General features: G+C 61.8%; 19 protein-coding genes. 9 read left to right on the top strand and 10 right to left on the bottom strand.

The annotated features are described in order from the left end of the window. Window positions 1-3: 3 nt before the first annotated feature. The 8 genes from AAGS40_RS26095 (at window position 4) to AAGS40_RS26060 (ending at window position 7,575) form a co-directional block, all read left to right on the top strand. The gene (locus AAGS40_RS26095) at window positions 4-390 is read left to right on the top strand and encodes a carboxymuconolactone decarboxylase family protein (RefSeq protein WP_345817397.1); all 387 of its coding nucleotides are present in this window, start codon (window positions 4-6) and stop codon (window positions 388-390) included. A 15-nt stretch (window positions 391-405) separates the two neighbouring features. Beyond that, complete coding sequence (locus AAGS40_RS26090) at window positions 406-1,350, top strand: NAD(P)-dependent oxidoreductase (RefSeq protein WP_345817395.1); 945 nt, start codon at window positions 406-408, stop codon at window positions 1,348-1,350. 76 nt (window positions 1,351-1,426) lie between these two features. Then, on the top strand, window positions 1,427-2,596 hold the full coding sequence (locus AAGS40_RS26085; RefSeq protein WP_345817393.1) for an ABC transporter substrate-binding protein: 1,170 nt from the start codon (window positions 1,427-1,429) through the stop codon (window positions 2,594-2,596). A 58-nt stretch (window positions 2,597-2,654) separates the two neighbouring features. Further along, entirely contained in the window at window positions 2,655-3,524 is an 870-nt protein-coding gene (locus AAGS40_RS26080; protein ID WP_345817392.1) for a branched-chain amino acid ABC transporter permease, read from the top strand. Next, window positions 3,521-4,558 carry a branched-chain amino acid ABC transporter permease gene (locus AAGS40_RS26075; protein WP_345817390.1) on the top strand — a complete coding sequence of 346 codons (1,038 nt, stop codon included), beginning with the start codon at window positions 3,521-3,523 and terminating at the stop codon, window positions 4,556-4,558. The genes AAGS40_RS26080 and AAGS40_RS26075 overlap by 4 nt, the downstream gene beginning before the upstream one ends. Continuing rightward, window positions 4,555-5,343 carry an ABC transporter ATP-binding protein gene (locus AAGS40_RS26070; protein ID WP_345817388.1) on the top strand — a complete coding sequence of 263 codons (789 nt, stop codon included), beginning with the start codon at window positions 4,555-4,557 and terminating at the stop codon, window positions 5,341-5,343. The genes AAGS40_RS26075 and AAGS40_RS26070 overlap by 4 nt, the downstream gene beginning before the upstream one ends. Then, window positions 5,330-6,037 (top strand): ABC transporter ATP-binding protein, encoded by a 708-nt coding sequence (locus AAGS40_RS26065; protein WP_345817387.1) that lies wholly within the window; start codon window positions 5,330-5,332, stop codon window positions 6,035-6,037. The genes AAGS40_RS26070 and AAGS40_RS26065 overlap by 14 nt, the downstream gene beginning before the upstream one ends. 50 nt (window positions 6,038-6,087) lie before the next feature. After that, window positions 6,088-7,575: an aldehyde dehydrogenase family protein gene (locus AAGS40_RS26060; RefSeq protein WP_345817386.1), complete on the top strand. Its 1,488-nt coding sequence runs from the start codon at window positions 6,088-6,090 to the stop codon at window positions 7,573-7,575. Window positions 7,576-8,168: 593 nt separating this feature from the next. Here AAGS40_RS26060 and AAGS40_RS26055 read toward each other — a convergent pair. Beyond that, a complete protein-coding gene (locus AAGS40_RS26055; RefSeq protein ID WP_345817595.1) occupies window positions 8,169-9,293 on the bottom strand; it encodes a zinc-binding alcohol dehydrogenase family protein in 1,125 nt (374 codons plus the stop codon). Between the two features lie 102 nt (window positions 9,294-9,395). On the opposite strand from AAGS40_RS26055, the gene AAGS40_RS26050 reads away from it, so the two are divergent. After that, on the top strand, window positions 9,396-10,385 hold the full coding sequence (locus tag AAGS40_RS26050) for an AraC family transcriptional regulator (RefSeq protein WP_345817384.1): 990 nt from the start codon (window positions 9,396-9,398) through the stop codon (window positions 10,383-10,385). A 70-nt stretch (window positions 10,386-10,455) separates the two neighbouring features. On the opposite strand, the gene AAGS40_RS26045 is transcribed toward AAGS40_RS26050, so the two are convergent. The 9 genes from AAGS40_RS26045 to AAGS40_RS26005 are packed head-to-tail and all read right to left on the bottom strand — an operon-like array spanning window position 10,456 to window position 18,489. Continuing rightward, window positions 10,456-12,072 carry a CoA-transferase gene (locus tag AAGS40_RS26045; RefSeq protein ID WP_345817382.1) on the bottom strand — a complete coding sequence of 539 codons (1,617 nt, stop codon included), beginning with the start codon at window positions 12,070-12,072 and terminating at the stop codon, window positions 10,456-10,458. A gap of 51 nt (window positions 12,073-12,123) precedes the next feature. Further along, window positions 12,124-12,585, bottom strand: a complete 462-nt coding sequence (locus tag AAGS40_RS26040; protein ID WP_345817380.1) for a MaoC/PaaZ C-terminal domain-containing protein — start codon at window positions 12,583-12,585, stop codon at window positions 12,124-12,126. A gap of 12 nt (window positions 12,586-12,597) precedes the next feature. Beyond that, the gene (locus AAGS40_RS26035; protein WP_345817378.1) at window positions 12,598-13,461 is read right to left on the bottom strand and encodes a sugar phosphate isomerase/epimerase family protein; all 864 of its coding nucleotides are present in this window, start codon (window positions 13,459-13,461) and stop codon (window positions 12,598-12,600) included. A 14-nt stretch (window positions 13,462-13,475) separates the two neighbouring features. After that, window positions 13,476-13,961, bottom strand: a complete 486-nt coding sequence (locus tag AAGS40_RS26030) for a MaoC/PaaZ C-terminal domain-containing protein (RefSeq protein ID WP_345817376.1) — start codon at window positions 13,959-13,961, stop codon at window positions 13,476-13,478. Window positions 13,962-13,999: 38 nt separating this feature from the next. Further along, window positions 14,000-14,791, bottom strand: a complete 792-nt coding sequence (locus AAGS40_RS26025; RefSeq protein WP_345817375.1) for an IclR family transcriptional regulator — start codon at window positions 14,789-14,791, stop codon at window positions 14,000-14,002. A 50-nt stretch (window positions 14,792-14,841) separates the two neighbouring features. Then, the gene (locus AAGS40_RS26020; RefSeq protein ID WP_345817374.1) at window positions 14,842-15,654 is read right to left on the bottom strand and encodes a shikimate dehydrogenase; all 813 of its coding nucleotides are present in this window, start codon (window positions 15,652-15,654) and stop codon (window positions 14,842-14,844) included. Beyond that, window positions 15,651-16,487: a fumarylacetoacetate hydrolase family protein gene (locus AAGS40_RS26015; protein ID WP_345817372.1), complete on the bottom strand. Its 837-nt coding sequence runs from the start codon at window positions 16,485-16,487 to the stop codon at window positions 15,651-15,653. The genes AAGS40_RS26020 and AAGS40_RS26015 overlap by 4 nt, the downstream gene beginning before the upstream one ends. 21 nt (window positions 16,488-16,508) lie before the next feature. Next, complete coding sequence (locus AAGS40_RS26010; RefSeq protein ID WP_345817371.1) at window positions 16,509-17,180, bottom strand: hypothetical protein; 672 nt, start codon at window positions 17,178-17,180, stop codon at window positions 16,509-16,511. Beyond that, the gene (locus AAGS40_RS26005) at window positions 17,167-18,489 is read right to left on the bottom strand and encodes an MFS transporter (protein ID WP_345817369.1); all 1,323 of its coding nucleotides are present in this window, start codon (window positions 18,487-18,489) and stop codon (window positions 17,167-17,169) included. The genes AAGS40_RS26010 and AAGS40_RS26005 overlap by 14 nt, the downstream gene beginning before the upstream one ends. Window positions 18,490-18,503 lie beyond the last annotated feature (14 nt).

The following is an 18,503-nucleotide window of genomic DNA, read 5'->3' as shown; positions in this document are numbered from 1 at the left end:
CAAGTGTCCGATCAGAACGAATTCTTCAAGCAAGGCCTCGCGCTGCGTCGCGATATGTTCGGCCCCGCGGGCGCCGACCAGGCGATCGAATCGGCGACGGAACTGACCGCGCCGTTGCAGGAACTCGTCACGCGTTTTTGTTTCGGCGAGGTCTGGCATCGACCGCATCTGGACCACAAGACGCGAAGCATGCTGACGCTCGCGATCGTCGCTACGCTGAGCCGTCCGGCGCAGATGAAGATCCACGTGCGCGGCGCGATCGCGAATGGCGTCAGCAAGGAAGAGATTCGCGAGGTGCTGATGCATACCCTCGTATATGCGGGCGTGCCCGCGGCGGTGGACAGCTTCACGCAGGCCGCTGAAGTGCTCAAGGACATGGGCCTCGATTGAGCCGCCACGCCAGCTATGACCGACAAGCAATATCGTCGCAATCCGGAGACAGACATGCAGAAAGTGGGCTTTATCGGCATTGGCAACATGGGATGGCCGATGGCGGCAAACGTCGCGAAGGCAGGTTACCCGCTGACCGTTTTCGATACAGATCCGCAACGCTCCGAGCAGTTTGTGAGCGATCAGACGGGCGACGGCCGGAGCAACGTCAACAGCGTCAGCGCCATTCACGGGCTCGCGAGTTGCGATGTAATCGTCACGATGCTGCCCACCGGCAAGATTGTGAGCGATGCGCTGACGCAAGGCGGCGACGACAGTCTCGCTGCTCGTCTAACCAAGGGCGCGATCATCGTCGACATGAGTTCGTCCGAACCGACCGGCACGCGTGATCTCGCGGCGAAGCTTGCGAAGCACGAGGTCATTTTAATCGACGCGCCGGTCTCGGGCGGCGTGCCGCGCGCGCTGGCCGGTACGCTGTCGATCATGATTGGCGCCGACGATGCGCCCGCGCTCGAACTGGTCACGCCGCTGCTTCAGGCCATGGGCGACCGTCTGTTCATTACCGGCGGCCTCGGTTGCGGTCATGCGATGAAAGCGTTGAATAATTATGTCGCGGCCACTTGCTACACCGCGACCGCGGAAGCCATGTTGATCGGCGAGAAGTTCGGCCTCGATCTGACGACGATGGTGGACATCATGAACGTGTCGACAGCCCGCAATTTTTTCACCGATATCGTGATGAAAGACCACGTGATCGGCGAGAAATACGCGACCGGCTTTGCGGTCGGGCTGCTGGCGAAGGACGTGAAGATCGCCGCCGATCTGAGCGAGGCGGTCGGCCTGCCGTTACCTGTATTGCAGCTCGTCACCGAGCGCTGGGCGCTGGCGCGCGACACGCTCGGCGGGCAGCGCGACAACAGCGAAGCAATCGTCGCCTGGAAGGAGACAGCGGAACGCTGACCCAAGGCCATCAGGTCAATTTCTGACCACGAAATCAGTTTTTTGTTTCGGATAACTACATATATCGGAGACCAGGATGAAACCGATGTTCAGCATCGCCACCCTGCTCGTCAGCGCGGCCACCGCGCTCGGCCTGTCGTTTGTCGTTCCCGCTGCGCAGGCAGCCGATCCGATCCGGATCGGCGTGGTGCTTTCAACCACGGGCCCCGCATCGTATATCGGCGATCCGGAGTCGAAGACGCTGAAACTGTACGTCGACCAGCTGAACGCCAAAGGCGGCGTACTCGGCCGGCCGCTCAAGCTGGTCGAATACGACGACGGCAGCGACGCCAACAAGGCGCGCACCTTCGCCACCCGCCTCACCGAAAGCGACAACGTGGTGGCGGTGATCGGCGGCTCGACCACCGGCACGACAATGGCAATGATCCCCGTACTCGAAGACGCGCAACTGCCGTTCATGTCGCTGGCAGGCAGCGTGAACATCATTTCGCCGGTACGTAAATACGTGTTCAAAAGTCCGCACACCGATCTGATGGGCTGCGAGAAAGTGTTCGCCGACATGAAAGCGCGCAAATTCTCGAAGATCGCGCTAATCGCCGGTACGGACGGCTTCGGCATGTCGATGCGGGAGCAATGCCTGAAGGTCGCGCCGAAATACGGCGTGCAGATCCTGATCGACGAAACCTACGGCGCACAGGACACCGACATGACTCCGCAGCTCACGAAGATCAGAAACACGCCGGGCGTGCAGGCGATCTTCAATACCGGCGCATCCGGTCAGGGACCGGCCGTGCTGACGCGCAACTACGGCCAACTGGGCATGCAGTCTATTCCCATGTATCAGAACAACGGCGTCGCGTCCAAGAGCTATATCGAGTTGTCCGGTCCCGCTTCGAACGGCGTGCGTTTGCCGGTGGCGGCGATGCTCGTGGCCGACAAGCTGCCCGTCAACGATCCGCAGAGGCCAGTCGTGCTGGCCTACAACAGCACCTTCGAGAAGGCCACTGGCCAGCCGGTCTCAACCTTCGGCGGCGGGGCCTACGACGGCCTGATGATGGTGGTCGACGCGATCAGGCGCGCGGGCGATGCGGACCCGGCGAAGGTTCGCGACGCGCTGGAAAAGACGCGTGGTTTCATCGGCACGGCGGGAGTGGTCAACATGTCGCCGACCGATCATCTGGGACTCACCGTCGACGCATTCCGTCTCGTGGAAATCCGCAATAACGACTGGAGTCTCGTGAACTGACGTGAACGCGGCATCGCATCGTCGCGCCTTCCGACCACCGCACCGATCTGGAACGAGTATGTCCGCTTTCCTGCAATACCTGTTTTCCGGTCTGACCGTCGGAGCCGTGTATGCCGTGGTCGCAATCGGCTTCACGCTGATCTACGCGGCCAGCGACGTCGTGAACTTCGCGCAAGGCGAATTTGTAATGCTTGGCGGTATGTGCACGGTGTTCTTCGCACATAGCGGCATCGCGTTGCCGCTCGCGGCTTTCCTCGCGGTCGTCGTGACCGTGCTGGTCGGTATCGCCTTGCAGAAGATGATCGAGGCAGCCGGCAACGCGTCGCCTGCGACGCTCATCATCATCACGCTCGGCGCGTCGATCTTTCTGCGCGGCGTCGCGAGCGTGCTGTTCGGCAAGCAGTTCCATAGCCTCAGCGGCTTTTCCGGCAGCGAACCGTTGCACTGGCTGGGCGCGGCGGTGCTGCCGCAGGCGCTGTGGGTGCTGGCCGGCGCGCTGGTGATGTTCGCCACGCTGTGGTTCTTCCTCGAACGTATGACGATCGGCGTCGCGTTGCGGGCGAGCGCCGCCAATCGGCTCGCCGCGCGGATGGTCGGCATCAATATTTCGCTGATCCTGATGCTCGCATTCGGTTTATCGGCGGCGCTCGGGGCAATGTCAGGCGTGCTCGTCACCCCGATTTCGCTGACGCGCTACGACATCGGCGCACTACTCGCGCTGAAGGGCTTTACCGCGGCAATCTTCGGTGGGCTCGGCAATCCTGCGGGGGCGGTGCTGGGCGGCCTCGCACTTGGTCTGCTCGAATCGTTCGCGGCGGGCTATCTGACCTCAGTGTACAAAGACGGGATCGCGTTCATCGCATTGATCCTGATTCTGCTGACCATGCCCAACGGCCTGTTGGGCGGCAAAGTGACGGATCGCGTATGACGTCTCGTATCAAGGCATCTCCCCGGCCGGTACGCTCACGCTGGTTAGGCGTCGCCGGACTCGCGCTGCTGATGGTCGTCTGCTACACGGCGGCGAGTTCCGGCTTTATCCTGCGCGTGCTGGCGCTTGTCTGGATCATGGCCTTCGCCGCCATCGGCCTGCATCTGCTGATGGGTATGGCAGGCCAGATCAGCCTCGGCCACGCGGGCTTCTTCAGCATCGGCGCCTACGCGATGGCGATATTACCTGGCCGTTTTGGCGTACCGGTCCTGGCTGCAATCCTGATCGGCGCGCTCGCCAGCGCCCTGCTCGCCTGGTTGATCGGCAAACCGATCCTGCGTCTGAAAGGTCATTATCTGGCGATCGCGACGCTCGGCTTCTCGCTGCTTGTCGAACTGGTGATCGCGGCCAATATCGATTGGACCGGCGGACCGGACGGCATCAACGTCCATCGTCTCGTGATAGGTGGTGCGCGAATCGTTAGCCCGGCCGCATGGTACGTGATCGCCGCGATCCTGCTGCTCGCGGGCATCGCGCTGTCGATCCAGTTGCGCGACAGTTCGAGCGGGCGCGCGCTGCGCGGCATTCTTGAAAGCGAAGTCGCCGCCGCTAGCATGGGCGTCGACGTCGCGCTCCGCAAGAGTCAGGTGTTCGTCACTGCGGCTGTCTACGCGTCGCTGGCAGGCAGCGCGCTCGCGTTGATGAACGGGTTCATCACGCCGGATCTCGCGAACTTCATGACCTCGGTGCAGTTTCTCGCGATGGCTGTGATCGGCGGTATTGCCACACCGCTCGGCGCGGTCGTCGGTTCGGCGATCCTGACCGTGCTGCCGCAACTGCTCGCATCGTTTCCGGACTACCAGGACATCGTGCTCGGCCTGATCATCATGCTGGCGATGATCGGCTTGCGACGCGGCATCGTGCCGACGCTGACCGACTGGATCGGCGCCCATCTGTTGCATCGGTCGCCCGCGCGCGTCGCGCTGAACGGCGAGCCATCGGACCGCGCATCGACTCCGGGAGACCAGCAATGAGCGCGCTACTGAGAGTGAGAGATCTGTCGATCAGCTTCGGCGGCATCCGCGCGGTGGACAATGTGTCGTTCAGCGTTGAACGCGGCCAGATCACTTCGATCATTGGACCGAACGGCGCGGGAAAGACCACCCTGTTCAACATGATTTCGGGGATGTACAAACCCGGCCAGGGCCAGGTGTTTCTGGATGACGTCCTGATTACGGGCAAAGCGCCGTTCGAACTCGCGCGCATGGGTATGTCGCGCACATTCCAGAACCTGCAGGTGTTCATGGGACAAACGGCGGTCGAGAACGTGATGATCGGCCGCCAGCGTTGGGAGCGCAGCCACTGGCTCGCCGATCTGCTCGGTTTGCCGTCGGTGCATGGCCAGAACCGCCATAGCCGCGACGCGTCGCTGCGCATGCTCGATCAGGTCGGCCTCGCTCGGCATGCCGACAGCATCGCGGGCTCGCTGTCGTATGGTTCGCTGAAGCGCCTTGAAATCGCGCGGGCGCTTGCTACCGAGCCGTCGGTCATGCTGCTCGACGAACCCGCAGCGGGCTGCAATGGCGTCGAAACCGCGGAAATCGAGCAAATCGTCCGGCAGATCGCCGCGCTCGGCGTGACCATCGTCGTGATCGAGCACGACATGAAGATGGTGATGCGCATGTCGGACAGCGTGCTGGTACTCAATCAGGGCCGCACGCTGCTGCATGGAACGCCAGCCGAAGTTCGCGCCGATCCGCGCGTGATCGAGGCGTACCTCGGCACTCATGCAAAGGACATTGATCATGCTCAGGCTTGAAAAACTCAGCAGCCGGCACGGTCGTGTCACCGTGCTAAAACAGGTCGATATGACCATCGCGCGCGGTGAGATCGTCGCACTGATCGGCGCGAACGGCGCGGGCAAGACAACGCTGTTGCATACCGTGTCCGGCGTGCATCCGTCAAGCGGCGGGCAGATTTTCTTGAACGATCAGCCGATCTCCGAAGTGAAGGCGCATCTGCGCGTGGGTCTTGGCATCGCGCAGTCGCCGGAAGGCCGCCAGGTGTTCAAGCCGCTGACGGTGGAAAACAATCTGCGACTGGGCGCATACCGGCGCCGCGATAGCCGAGCCGCCATCGAGCGCGATCTGGACGAAATCTACGCCCTGTTTCCCGTGCTCGCGCAGATGCGCAAGCGTGTAGCGTCGGCGCTGTCCGGCGGCCAGCAGCAGATGCTCGCGATCGGCCGCGCATTGCTTTCAAAACCGCACATGTTGTTGCTCGACGAACCTTCGCTGGGTCTCGCACCGCTGATCGTCGATCAGATTCTCGACGTGCTGGTCAGGCTCAAAGCGCAGGGAATGACGATCTTGCTGGTCGAACAAAACGCCGTTGCCGCGCTCGCAATCGCCGATCGCGGCTACGTGCTCGAAACAGGCAGTATCGTCGGCAGCGGCACGGGAAAGGCGCTGATGTCTGATCCCGCCGTGCGCGAAGCCTATCTCGGCGTCTAGCCCCGACGCGCGCGACGCGGCGAACGCCAACGACAACAGGAGAAAACCGTATGAAATTTGCAGAGCATATCGAGATCGCGAAAGGACAGATCCGGCAGCAGATGCTAATCGACGGAAAGTGGCAGGCTGCGGCGTCGGGACAGACCTCGGCGGTCCATGATCCGGCGCGTGGCGAAGTGATCGCGCAGGTGCCGCTCGCCGGTGAAGAAGACATCGACCGCGCCGTGAAAGCCGCGCGTCGCGCATTCGACGAACGCGCGTGGCGCGACATGCTGCCCGCCGTGCGCGAGCGGCTGCTGCTGAAATTCGCCGATCTGGTCGAAGCCGATGCCGAACGGCTCGCGCACCTCGAAACGCTGAACCAAGGCAAGCCGCTGCCGCTCGCGCTTGGCGCGGAGGTTGCGGGCAGCGTACAGTGGCTGCGCTACATGGCCGGCTGGGCGACGAAGATCGAAGGCCATACCGTCGATCTATCGTTCCCGCTGCCGCCGGGCACGCGCTACCGCGCGATGGTACAGCGGGTACCGGTCGGCGTGGTCGGCGCGATCGTGCCGTGGAATTTCCCGATGATGATGGCGGTCTGGAAGATCGCCCCCGCGCTGGCGACGGGCTGCACAGTGGTGCTCAAGCCCGCCGAGGAAACGCCGCTCACCGCAATACGGCTCGCCGAACTGGCGCTCGAAGCGGGCATTCCCGCCGGCGTGTTCAATGTCGTGACGGGCAACGGCGCGACCGGGGCCGCGCTGGTCGCGCATGCGGGCGTAGACAAGATCACTTTTACTGGCTCGACCGTTACTGGCAAGGCCATCGCCCAGCGATGCGCGGTTGACGTGCGGCGCGCGGCGCTTGAACTCGGCGGCAAGAGTCCGGTGATCGTGCTCGACGACTGCGACACCGAGCGTGCCGTAATGGGCGCGACGCAGGGCTTTCTGCTCAATAGCGGCCAGGTATGCACTGCCGGTTCGCGTCTCTACGTGCCAAAGAAGCGCTTTGACGAAGTGGTCGCGGGCGTCGCGGACGTGGCGGGCAAAGCCACGCTCGGCTCCGGCTTCGACCCCGATGCGCAGATCGGTCCGCTCGTGTCCGCGCGACACAAGGAGCGTGTGATGCGGCTCATTGAATCCGGCGAGCGCGAAGGCGCTAAACTGCTCACACCGATCCGGCCCGACGAGTCGAGCGGCTACTTTGTTGCGCCGGCAGTATTCGCCAACACATCGGGCCAACCAATGACGCTGGTCCGTGAGGAAGTCTTTGGTCCAGTCATCATCGCCATGCCCTACGACGATCTCTACGACGTGATCCGTCAGGCCAACGACAGCGTCTACGGTCTTGGCGCGAGCGTCTGGACCAACGATTTCACGCGCGCGCTGCGCCTCGCGGACCGGATCGATGCGGGCACGGTGTGGATCAATGCTCACAACGTGATCGACCCGGCGATGCCGTTCGGCGGCATGAAGCAGTCAGGGATTGGCCGCGAACATGGGCGCGCAGCCATCGACGGTTACACGGAAACCAAGTCGGTTTGTCTGAGCTTTTAGTGAGCACGGTTATTTGGGTGAGTCGCTCGGCTGCTTGAGCACTTGTCGGCTTGCGACCCGACCGGCCAAGCTGGCGGACGGGCGCGCCCAAGCCAAATGCGTCGATCGCCCAAGTTGTTTCGCCACCTGCGGCAGCGGTGTCTTACTTACTCGTCACAGTATTTATTTTTTGTGCGTCGCGATAAGTTTGGTGTCACCATCAATGAAAAATACGTGGTTCAAACTGAGGTAATTTTGGCAAGAGAGGCTTCGAGCAACCAGCGCATGCAAGAGAGACATATCCGTCCCGCACCGCCGCAGTAAGTGAAAAGCCGCTGGACTGTCATTGGGGCGCCTGGAGTCGGTAGACCACGTCGCTAATTTGTTCGTTACGATGATAGGTCTTAAGTCCGCTACTCATGTCACGGAAATTGATAAAGGCTCGCAGGCGTGTTCACCAGCATGTGCTTTCTTCTAGATTCGTCCGGAACGATGTTAGAAGCAGATCGAGCAGCAAAGCTTCATCAGGGATTCTATGAATCGAGTGCTCTGCGGATGCGGCCAGTCGCTGCCTCATGCGCGCCGGTTAGCGCTGCCTCGCCCGCCCCCCAACGTCAGAGCAACACGACAACCTTTCTTGCCGATACGCCGCGTCGAAGAAGCGCCATCGCGTGCGGTATGGCTTCCAGGGAATGACCCGCGACGAGCGGCTGAGGCGCTGGAACGATCCGGCCACTGGCCAACGCCGGGCCCAAAAAATCGTTGAAGATCGTTTTACCCAGCGTGCCTCTCATGAGCGCAGTGCCCCAGATCGATCGTGTAGCGACAGCTCTGAAACGGGCGCGAATTGCGAGGCCCAGAAAGCTTGCGGCAAGCCGCGGAAGGTGAGTCAACTTCCAGACGAACTGACGGGTAAGGGGCGCGTCGTCGATCGGCAATGGCGCGCTGGCCATCGCGACAATCCGTCGTCCCTTGCACTGGCTCAGAATATCGATGCACAACGTTCCCGATCCAGCGCCGATCGCCAAGGCGCCAACCATCTCGTGCGCGCCCAGATACTTCACCATTGCCGGGACGACCTGCGCGTCGTTGTAATCGAAAACCTGGCTCGCACCGAGCCCTTTGACGTACTCAAAATTTTTCGGTGACGCTGTCGTAACGACCTCATAGCCCGCAGCCGCGGCGAGTTGAATCGCACAACTCCCGACGCTGGTAGAACCTCCCCAGATCAGAACGGTCTTCCCGGTCGGAACGGGCTGCCCGATCGACGGAGTCTGCAGGGCAAGCTGGTCGTCCAGAAACAGCCCGCAAGCCGCCGTGGCGACCGCGAGAGGCAGTACAGCAGCCTGCTCGAAGCTTATCCTGTCCGGCAATGCGGTCGCCGCGTCCTGCCGCAGAATCACGTATTGTTGAAAGGCCCCCTCAGCCGCCCGGTTGGCAAGCCTGTCGATGCCCAGCGCCAACCCGAGCACCCGATCGCCAGGCTTGAAACACGTCACCGATGCTCCGACCGCGACGACCTCGCCGGCGACGTCCGATCCCAGGATGGCCGGATAGGCGACCCAGGGCGTGACCATGCTCCCGAGCGTCTGCACAACGCCGTCGAACGGATTTACAGCGATCGCGCGATTGCGAACCAGAATTTCGTGGGCGCCAAGCTGAAGAATAGGCGCTGCGGCTACGACGAGCGGCTGACCTTTGCCGTTGATCCATGCGGCCTGATTAGACGGGTTGGGCATCAAGTTTCTCATCCTGAACAGGTTAATTGATGTACCGGTCTGCGCACTTCGACATCGATCGAGACCTGCATCCATGGATGAACTGTAAAGAGCAACGTTCAGTTGATCTATGATGCTTCCTTCAAAATTCTTCTCTGTTCGTTCAGAATATTGATGGATCCGCTTTCAGAAATCATTCGACAGTCCAGACCGCGCAGCGTCTACGTCGGCGCGACGGACGTGGGCGGAGACATCGGCATCCGGTTTCCGGCCCACGAAGGTGCCTACCTCTACTACTTGGAGTCTGGGGAGTGCTGGCTGAAGGTCGACGGGGAAGCCGAAGCCGTTTGCCTGCGCGCGGGCGACTGCGTCGTGCTCCCGCGCGGCCGCCCATTCCAGCTGACCAGCGACCTCGATCTGCCGCCCATAGATGCTGCAGTGGTCTTCGATGGCAGGTCGAACGGGTCAGTCGCAGCCTATAACGGCGGCGGTCGGTGCCTGATGTTTGCCGCCCACTTCGAATTCGAGGCGGGGTTCGCGCTTTTTCTTCTCAGCGTTCTGGACCCCGTCGTGCGTGTACACGATCCCGCCGCGAAGGCGGCGCTTCGACAGGCAATCGGGCAGATGATTGACGAGCTTCAATCGGGTCAACCGGGCAATGAAGTTGTCGTCGATCATCTGGCACACATCGCGCTCGTCAAGATCTTGCGGTTTCACCTGTCCGAGTTTTCCAATGTGCGAGCCGGCTGGTTGTATGCGTTAGCCGATCCGAGGATGGGCGTCGCGATCTCTGTCATGCACAACGATCCATCCCGGCGATGGACCGTGGCTTCCCTGGCAAGCGCCAGTGCCATGTCCCGCACCGCGTTCGCGATACGTTTCAGGACCACGGTAGGCAAGGCGCCCATGGATTACCTGTCTCATGTGCGCATGCTGATGGCTGCGAGGAGGCTCGCCGAACCCGGAATACGGGTGTCGAAAGTGGCGCAAGACCTCGGCTACGAGTCGGAAAGCTCTTTTAGCGCGGCGTTCAAACGGGTGATGGGGCTGCCGCCAAAGCGCTATGCAGACAGCGTCAGAAGCGGAGACAGCGGTGAAAGGCGTGAACGCTGACCGGGCTTAAGATCACGAGGTGAAGTGCGTTTACCGGTCCCGGGCGAATCATCAGCGCGCACGCATTCGATCACGCGCCTACGCTGCGCGTGGCATACCACTGTGCAACACGTTCCGAACGATAGCGGCGCCCGCGCGCCGCGATTTCATCGCGAATATGAAGCGGCTGCGGATCGAACAGACGCGCATCCATCGTTTTCAGATCCTTTGCGACGTGTGGGCGAAACGCCATCTGCCCGATCACGTCGCGCTCCACATCGACACCCGGTGCAATTTCAATCAACTCGAGGCCTTGGTCGCCGAGCCGGAATACGGCACGCTCAGTCAGATACAACGCAGTCTGCCCGCGCTCGCGCGCGAACGCCGCGCTATAACAGATCTGCTCGATCGTTTCGACGAATTTCCGGTGCCGCCCTTCACTGCGGATCACGGTCCGTCCACCTTCCCAACCGACGTCGAGGCCGCCTGCCGTCAGCGTGCCGCTGAATATCACGCACTTCGCGTTCTGACTGATGTTGATGAAGCCGCCGACCCCGATGATCTTGTCGCCGAAACGGCTGATGTTGACATTGCCTTGCGCGTCGACTTCCGCGAACGACAGAAACGCGAGGTCGAGTCCGCCACCATCATAGAAGTCGAATTGCGACGGCTGCTCGATCATCGCGGCGAAATTCTGGCCACCGCCCGAATCCCGGCCGGTCAACGGCGCGCCGCCGATAATACCCTGCTCATTCGTCAGCACGACCGCGTCGAGCAAACCTTCTTCAGCAGCAATCGTCGACAACCCGGTCGAGACGCCCGCGCCAAGATTACACACCGCGCCGGGGTAGAGTTCGAGCGCCGCGCGCCGCACGATCACCTTGCGCGGGCCGAACGGCAACGGCTTGATCTCCGATAACGGCACGCGCAATTCACCCGCGTAGCTGGGATCGTACGATGTCGCGTAAGTCTGCGGCTGATCCGGCACAACCACGACGAAGTCGACCAGAATGCCCGGCACCTTCACCTGCTTGGGCGGCAAGGTCTCACGCCGCGCGACGCGCTTGACCTGCGCAACCACGACGCCACCCGCGCGGCGCGTGGCCTGCGCCATAGCCAGCATCTCACCCAGCACGGCTTCCTCTTCCATCGTCACGTTGCCGTCTTCGTCGGCGGTCGTGCCGCGAATGAAGGTCACGTTCAACGGCAGCGGCTTGAACCGCAGATATTCCTCGCCGTCGAGTTCTATCACCTCGACAAAATCAGCCGGCGTACGCGGACTTTGCCGCGCACCCTGCTGCCGCGGATCGACAAAGGTATGCAGGCCCGTTTTCGTAATCAGGCCGGGGCGCCCTGCAGCCATCTCGCGCATCAGTTGCGACATCACGCCTTGCGGCAGCGTATAGGCCTCGATCTTGTCCTCTGCCGCGAGTGCCACGAGACCGGGTGAATCGACCAGCGCACTTGTAATCGCGCGCCGCAGCAACCCTTCCTGTGCGAGGTGGCTCGCACCCAGGTCCTCGCGATCGCCAACTCCGACGATGCTCATCGAAGTGATGCCGCGCGGCGCACCTTCGCGTCTGAAGCGGTTCCCGACTGCCGCTACCAGCGCGTCGGGCACGGCATGGCCGCCCCCCGATCCGCTAATGAGTACCGTGTCGCCGTCTCTCACGAGCGAGGCGGCTTCTTCTGCCGTGATGATCTGCATGATGTCGTCCGGTGGTCCGCTGCAATACGCCGTCAGGCGCCTTCTGCCTGTTCAGTCGCCCTTCAGTTTCTTCGCCCAGCGCATAACGTGTTCGCCGACTGCGACGAGTTCCCCGCGCTGGTTGAAGACTTCGTTCTTCGCGATGCTGCGGCCTTTTTCCCTGTCGATTCTGATCACCTCATAAACGACGGTGATCGTATCGCCGAGCGCAACCGGTTTCAGAAAACGCAGCTTGTCGTAGCCCGACGAGACAGGGAAATCGCTGAGATTGTCCTTGTGAATCACGTGTTCGATAGACAGCGTAGACGCAGTCGACATATAGCCCACCATGAGTGCGCCATGCGCGATGCGTCCGCCGAGATTGGACTTTTCGCGCGCGTACTGTTCGTTGACATGGGTCGGGCTGAAATCGCCCGTTATGCCGGCAAACAGCATCACATCGGTTTCCGACACGGTCTTGCCGAAGGTATAGCGTTGACCGACTTCCACGAAATCGAGCCCTGACTGCTCCATGCTTTCACTCCTTTACACCACAGTTCGATAACGTGCGACACAGGTGTCCAGCACGTCGTCACCGTCGCGCTTCCACCAGTTGTCGCTCGAAAAAATTTCGACTTCGATAAACCCGTCGAAGCCCGCCAGTTCAACCTGACCGCGCAACCGCGCAATGTCGATCACGCCGTCGCCCATCATGCCGCGATCATTGAGCATGTCGCGAGTCGGCACGAGCCAGTCGCAAACGTGAAAGCCAAGCAGCCGTTGCTTACCGGCACGCGCAATCTGCGCGTCGACTTTCGGGTCCCACCACACGTGATAACAATCCACCGCGACGCCAAGATCGCCTTGCATCGACGGGTCGATTTCGTCGCAGAGATCGAGCGCATGTTCGAGCGTATTCACACAGGCGCGATCGGCAGCGTACATGGGATGCAGCGGCTCGATCGCGAGCGGCATGCGAAGCGACTTCGCGTAGTCGAGTATGCGTGCAATGCCGTCCTTCACCTGCTCGCGCGCGCCGGCCAGATCGCGGCTTTGCGGTTCGCCCTCCATCGCTCCCGGCAAGCCGCCCACGACGAGGACCACGCACGGCGCATCCAGTTCGCGCGCGGCGTCGAGTACGCGCCGGTTACGCACGAAAACCGCATCACGCTCGCTGGCCTGCGCGACCGGAAACAGACCGCCGCGGCAATAACCGCACAACTCGATCTGCGCCTCGCGCAGCAGGCGTTTCGTTTGTGCCACACCAACGCGCTCCACGTCGGCATGCCACGGTGTTATCGCGCGAATACCGCGACGCGCGCAGCTTTCGATGATGCGCTCCAGCGGCCATTGCCTGAGCGTCGCGGTATTGAGGGCAAAGTGTTCGAGACTGTATGAAAAATCGCGCATGACGAGTGATTCCCTCACGCGAGCGTAGTCGGCATCATCATCAGCGTCTCGCCTTCCTGCACGACATCGCCGCGCTGGTTCAGCACCTTCAGGCGCAACGTCGCGATCCCCCGATCGGGCCGCCGGGTCAGACGCTTGCCGATGACCTCGATATCGACATGAATGCGATCGCCGATCATCAACGGCGCGCGAAACGACCAGTTCCAGCCCAGTGTCGCGAGCCCTTTGAGCAGCACCGGGCAACGCGTCTTCAGTCCGTCGGCAAGCGACAAACCGAGCAGGCCGTGCGCGATGCGCCCAGGAAAGCCGGCCTCCTGGGCGGCGACGTCGTCGACGTGAATGTCGTAGTGGTCGCCCGAGACGCCCGCGAAATTAACGACATGCGTTTCGGTCACGGTGACGCCGGCGGTGAGGTAGTAATCGCCGGTCTCGATGTCGTTCAACCCGTAAAGGCCTGGCTTCAGCAGACGCCGCGTGTCACTGGCGACAGGGTCGCTCATTGCTGGATCTCCTTCCCGTTAGAGGACATTGAATGCGTTCACCCGTGCAGATGCGCCGGCGGCATGGCGAACGTGGGGGCATTGACTTCCGACAATGCCGCCGTTGCACGCATCAGCAACGGCGCGAGTTCCTGCATGCGCTTCGCGGTCAAGCGGAACATCGGCCCGGCAATCGTGAGCACGCCGATCGGCTCGTCGTCGTTACCACGGATCAATGCGGCCATCGCTGAAGTGGCCGCCTCGACACTGTTGGTCACCGTTGCGTAGCCGTTCGCACGTGCACGGCGCAACTGTTTCAGAAATTCCTCCGGCGTACGCGGTGCGTTCGGGCCATGATCCTCGTCCCGGCCAAAACCGGTTTTCATCACTCGCGCGAGGGCTTCTTCGTCGCTCATCGTCGCCAGCCAGACCAGCCCGGACGCCGAGCAGAACAGCGGGGCTTCCGCGCCGTTGTCAGGGTCGTAGCGCAGACCCACCCGCGTGCCCAGCGACTTGGACACCCACACCAGTCGCTCGCCGTCGATCAGACCGAGGCGCGACAGTTCACCCGAAACGCTCGCGAGCTCGTCCATCAGCGGGCGCGCGAGGTCGATCAGATTGTTCTTCGACACGAAACGGATGCCGAGCGACACCGACTTCAGTGACAGGCAATACTGCCCCATCTCCCGTGTCTGATGCACATAACCCATGTCGATCAGGCTGGTCAGCAACCGGTGCGTGGCGCTGACCGGAATATCCAGTGCTTCTGAAAGCCGGCTCAACTGCATGCCATTGCGGTCGGTCGACAGCAACTCAAGGATGGCCATGCCACGTTCTAACGCGACGCTCATACGTTTACCTACTCATTACATGTGAATTGAATGTTCGCACCGGGCCGCGTTCATACACGATGCCCAAAGAATCCGGCCAGCGCGCGAGCCTGCCCTTCAATCATGCGCTTGCCGCCAATCGTCGTCACGCCTTGTGATTGCGCGGCGCGCATGAGCGCCGTCACGTCGGGTTTCGGCACAATGTCGAAAAGCACATGCTGCGCGTTCATGCCGGCGATGTCGATGGGTAATGCGTCGTCGGGCTTCATCCCGAGCGGCGTCGCGTTGACGACGAGGTCATGGCCGTCGAACGTCGGTTCGGACGCTCGACATACGCACGCGGGCGCTGCGTTGGACACCGCCTCGACGACCTGCCGGACGCGTGGGCCGTCCAGATCGCTCAACGCTATCTCGCGCACACCGCTTTGCGCAAGTGCGATTGCGATCGCGCGTCCGGCGCCGCCCGCGCCGACCAGCAGCACACGCTTGCCGGCCGGCGGATGACCGGCATCGTCGAGCGCGCGCACGAGACCGGCGCCGTCGAACATGTCGCCTTCCCATCCGTTATCCGGCAGGCGGCGCATCGCATTCAACGCGCCCGCCGCTTGCGCGCCAGGCAATACATGGCTGACGAACGACATCGCATCGACCTTGAACGGCACCGTGATCACGATACCGCGCAGATTACCGATTGCCATCAGCGCGCGCATCGTCTCGGCAAAGCGGTCGCGTGAAACGTGCATCGGTACCAGCAGCGCGTCGATCTGCGCCTGCGCGAACAACGCATTCACTATCTGCGGCGAACGCACCTGCGAAACCGGATCGCCAACGATAACGTACAGCGCCGTCGCGCCGCTCACCTGAACGGAGGATGCCGTATTCATGCGACACGCTGGGTCTGCGTGCCCAGTCCTTCGACGCTCAGGCGAACCGTGTCCCCACGCTTCAGATAGCGCTCCGGTTTCATGCCGAGGCCAACTCCCGGCGGCGTGCCCGTGGTAATGAGATCGCCCGGCATCAACACGACGAATTGGCTCACGTACGACACGATGGTGCGGATCGAAAAAATCATGTCGCTCGTGTCGCTGTTCTGCACGCGCTCTCCATTCACCTCAAGCCAGAGCGGCAGTTTCTGCGGATCGGGGATTTCTTCGGCGGTGACGAGATACGGACCGATCGGACCGAACGATGGCGCACATTTTCCTTTCATCCACTGGCCACCGCGTTCCAGCTGGAATGCGCGCTCCGAAACGTCGTTGCACACGCAATAGCCGAGCACGTACGACAGCGCGTCGGCCTCGCTGACGTAATGGGCGCGTTTGCCGATCACAAACGCAAGCTCCACTTCCCAATCGGTCTTTTCCGAGCCACGCGGCAAGACGATATCGTCGTCCGGACCCACGATACAGCTCGGCGCCTTATTGAACAGAATCGGTTCCTGCGGCAGCGGCGCGTTAGTCTCTTTTGCATGCTCGACGTAGTTCAGACCGATCGCCAGAAAGTTGCCGGGCTGCGCAATGCACGGGCCGAAACGTGTGCCATCCGGTACTTCTGGCAGCGTGGTCAGATCGAGGCGCGCGAGTTTGCTTTCGAGGCCTGCAGCGATCGTCGCGGGGTTGATATCGGCGATCACGGAAGACAGATCACGATGCGTACCGTTCCTGTCGACGACACCCGGCTTTTCTGCACCCACGGGACCAAAGCGAAAGAGTTTCATGCGATTTCCTGGTGATGAATGTTAGCGCGAGGCGCTGAGGCTATATTGAAGCTGGTAATTGCCGCGCGTGATCGCGCTGACGCCTGCCTGATGCAACGAATCGTCGGCGAGCTCATGCTCGCCGAGTGCATCGAGCGTCGCTTCATCTGCGGCTTCGATCAGCAGCACGCCGTCGATCTGTGCATCGGGCGTGCCGCGCAATTCGAGTTCGCGCGTCGGCTTCGTTTCGCGCTGCACCCCGTCTAGCAGATGCGCGCCAACGAGGGCAGTGCGCGCCGGCAAAGCGTCGAGTATTCCGATCAGCGTGCTGATCGCCTTATCGCGCGCGACGGACGGAAACGCAAAGCGGATTGTCTGCATCCACGCGCCTTCGCCAATACCACGAGTGTGTGCGACGCGGCACATCGTTCGCGAGGTGTCGACAAAAGTGGAGACTACCCGTGTGGTCCACGGCGTCGGGTGATCGAGCCGGTCCCGATAAACCGGCGATTCGAGCACATCGAGCGATTGAGTCTCGTAGAAGTTGAAATAACGAGGCGAGCCGCGACTCGCGACGTAGCGACGGCCGCGCAGAAAACCAGGCAGGCCAACACGCTCGGGGATATGTTCCGACACATGCCATGCGAGGAATTCCGCATCGCCACCGGGCGCGATGCCGTTCCAGAATGCAAGCGCTGCGTTACCAAGCATCACGGCGAATGCCCTCCTGTTGTGATTGCGCAAGCCCGTCGTCCTGCGCGCCCGCATGTTCGATCGGGATGCCGCGCGTTTCGCGCGTGGCCAGAAAGATAATCAGTACGCCGAGCACGTCGCCGAGCAGCGTGTAGAAGAACATCCCTCTCGGCAATGCCACTTTGAAATAGTCCAGCGAAGCCAGCACGATGAATGGCGCGATGCCGCCGCCGATCACGCCGATGTTGTACATGAGTCCGACGCCGGTTGCGCGCACGTTGGACGGCAGATTCTCGGCGAGGATCGTCGGATAGATACCGGATGCACCGACGATCCAGAAGCCCGACAGGAAAGCGAACGTGCAGCCGAGCGCGATCGAGACCGGCGCGAGATTGACGAGTGCGAATACGCAACAGCAGCCGATCGCGAGCATCAGTGCAATGGCGTTCTTGCGGCCAATGCGCTCAGCGATGAAGCCCGAGCAGAAGAACCCGCAGATCTGCCCGATCGCACCCGCGCTGGTAATCATGCTCACCGACGCCGGCGGCATATGCAATTCGCGCAGATAAGTCGCAAGCAGACCCTGCAGTGGCCACGAGCCGAATTGCAGCAGGAATTGCACGAGACTCAGCACGAGCACGAGTTTCAGATGCTCGCGAAACAGCGTGGCGGCCGGCGATTTGCGCTTCGACACAAGACCTTTCTCGCGCGCCTTCAGCCACACCGGAGATTCGGGCACGAAACGCCAGATATACAGTCCCACGAGCACGCCGGGAATGATCCCCGCGAAAAACAGCGGGCGCCAGCCGAAGTGCGGATAGATCAAACCGTAAAGCGTTGCCGCGAGCACGCTGCCAAAACCCCAGCCGGTGTCGAGAATGCCGATTCCGATCGCGCGGTATTTCTCCGGCCATACTTCGGCGATCATCGTCGAACCGAGCGTCAGGATCGGAGCCATGCCGAAACCGAGCAACAGCCGGAATACAAACACCGCCGCGAAACTCCACGCAAGGCCGGTGAACGCAGCACCCGCGGTGAACCACACCAGCGCAATCAGCATGGGTATCTTGCGGCCGATGCGATCGCTCAAATTGCCGAACAGCATGCCGCCAAGCCAGCGCACGCCGAAGGTCGCGAGAATCAGCAGCGAAGCCGTGTGCAGCGTCACATCGAAGCTTTTTGCAATGTCGATCAACACGAAGGTGATCAACAGAAAGTCAACGGCGTCGAGTGCCCAAAGGCACCACGCTCCTGCGAGCGTCAGCCATTGCGCGCGATTGATTTCCTGATACCAGCGCCGCTTTGCGTGCGCCGTTGCCGGTTGGTTCACGTCTGTCTCCTTGT

Source organism: Paraburkholderia sp. PREW-6R (genome assembly GCF_039621805.1).
Lineage (GTDB): Bacteria > Pseudomonadota > Gammaproteobacteria > Burkholderiales > Burkholderiaceae > Paraburkholderia.
This window is presented reverse-complemented; position numbering and strand designations above follow the sequence as displayed.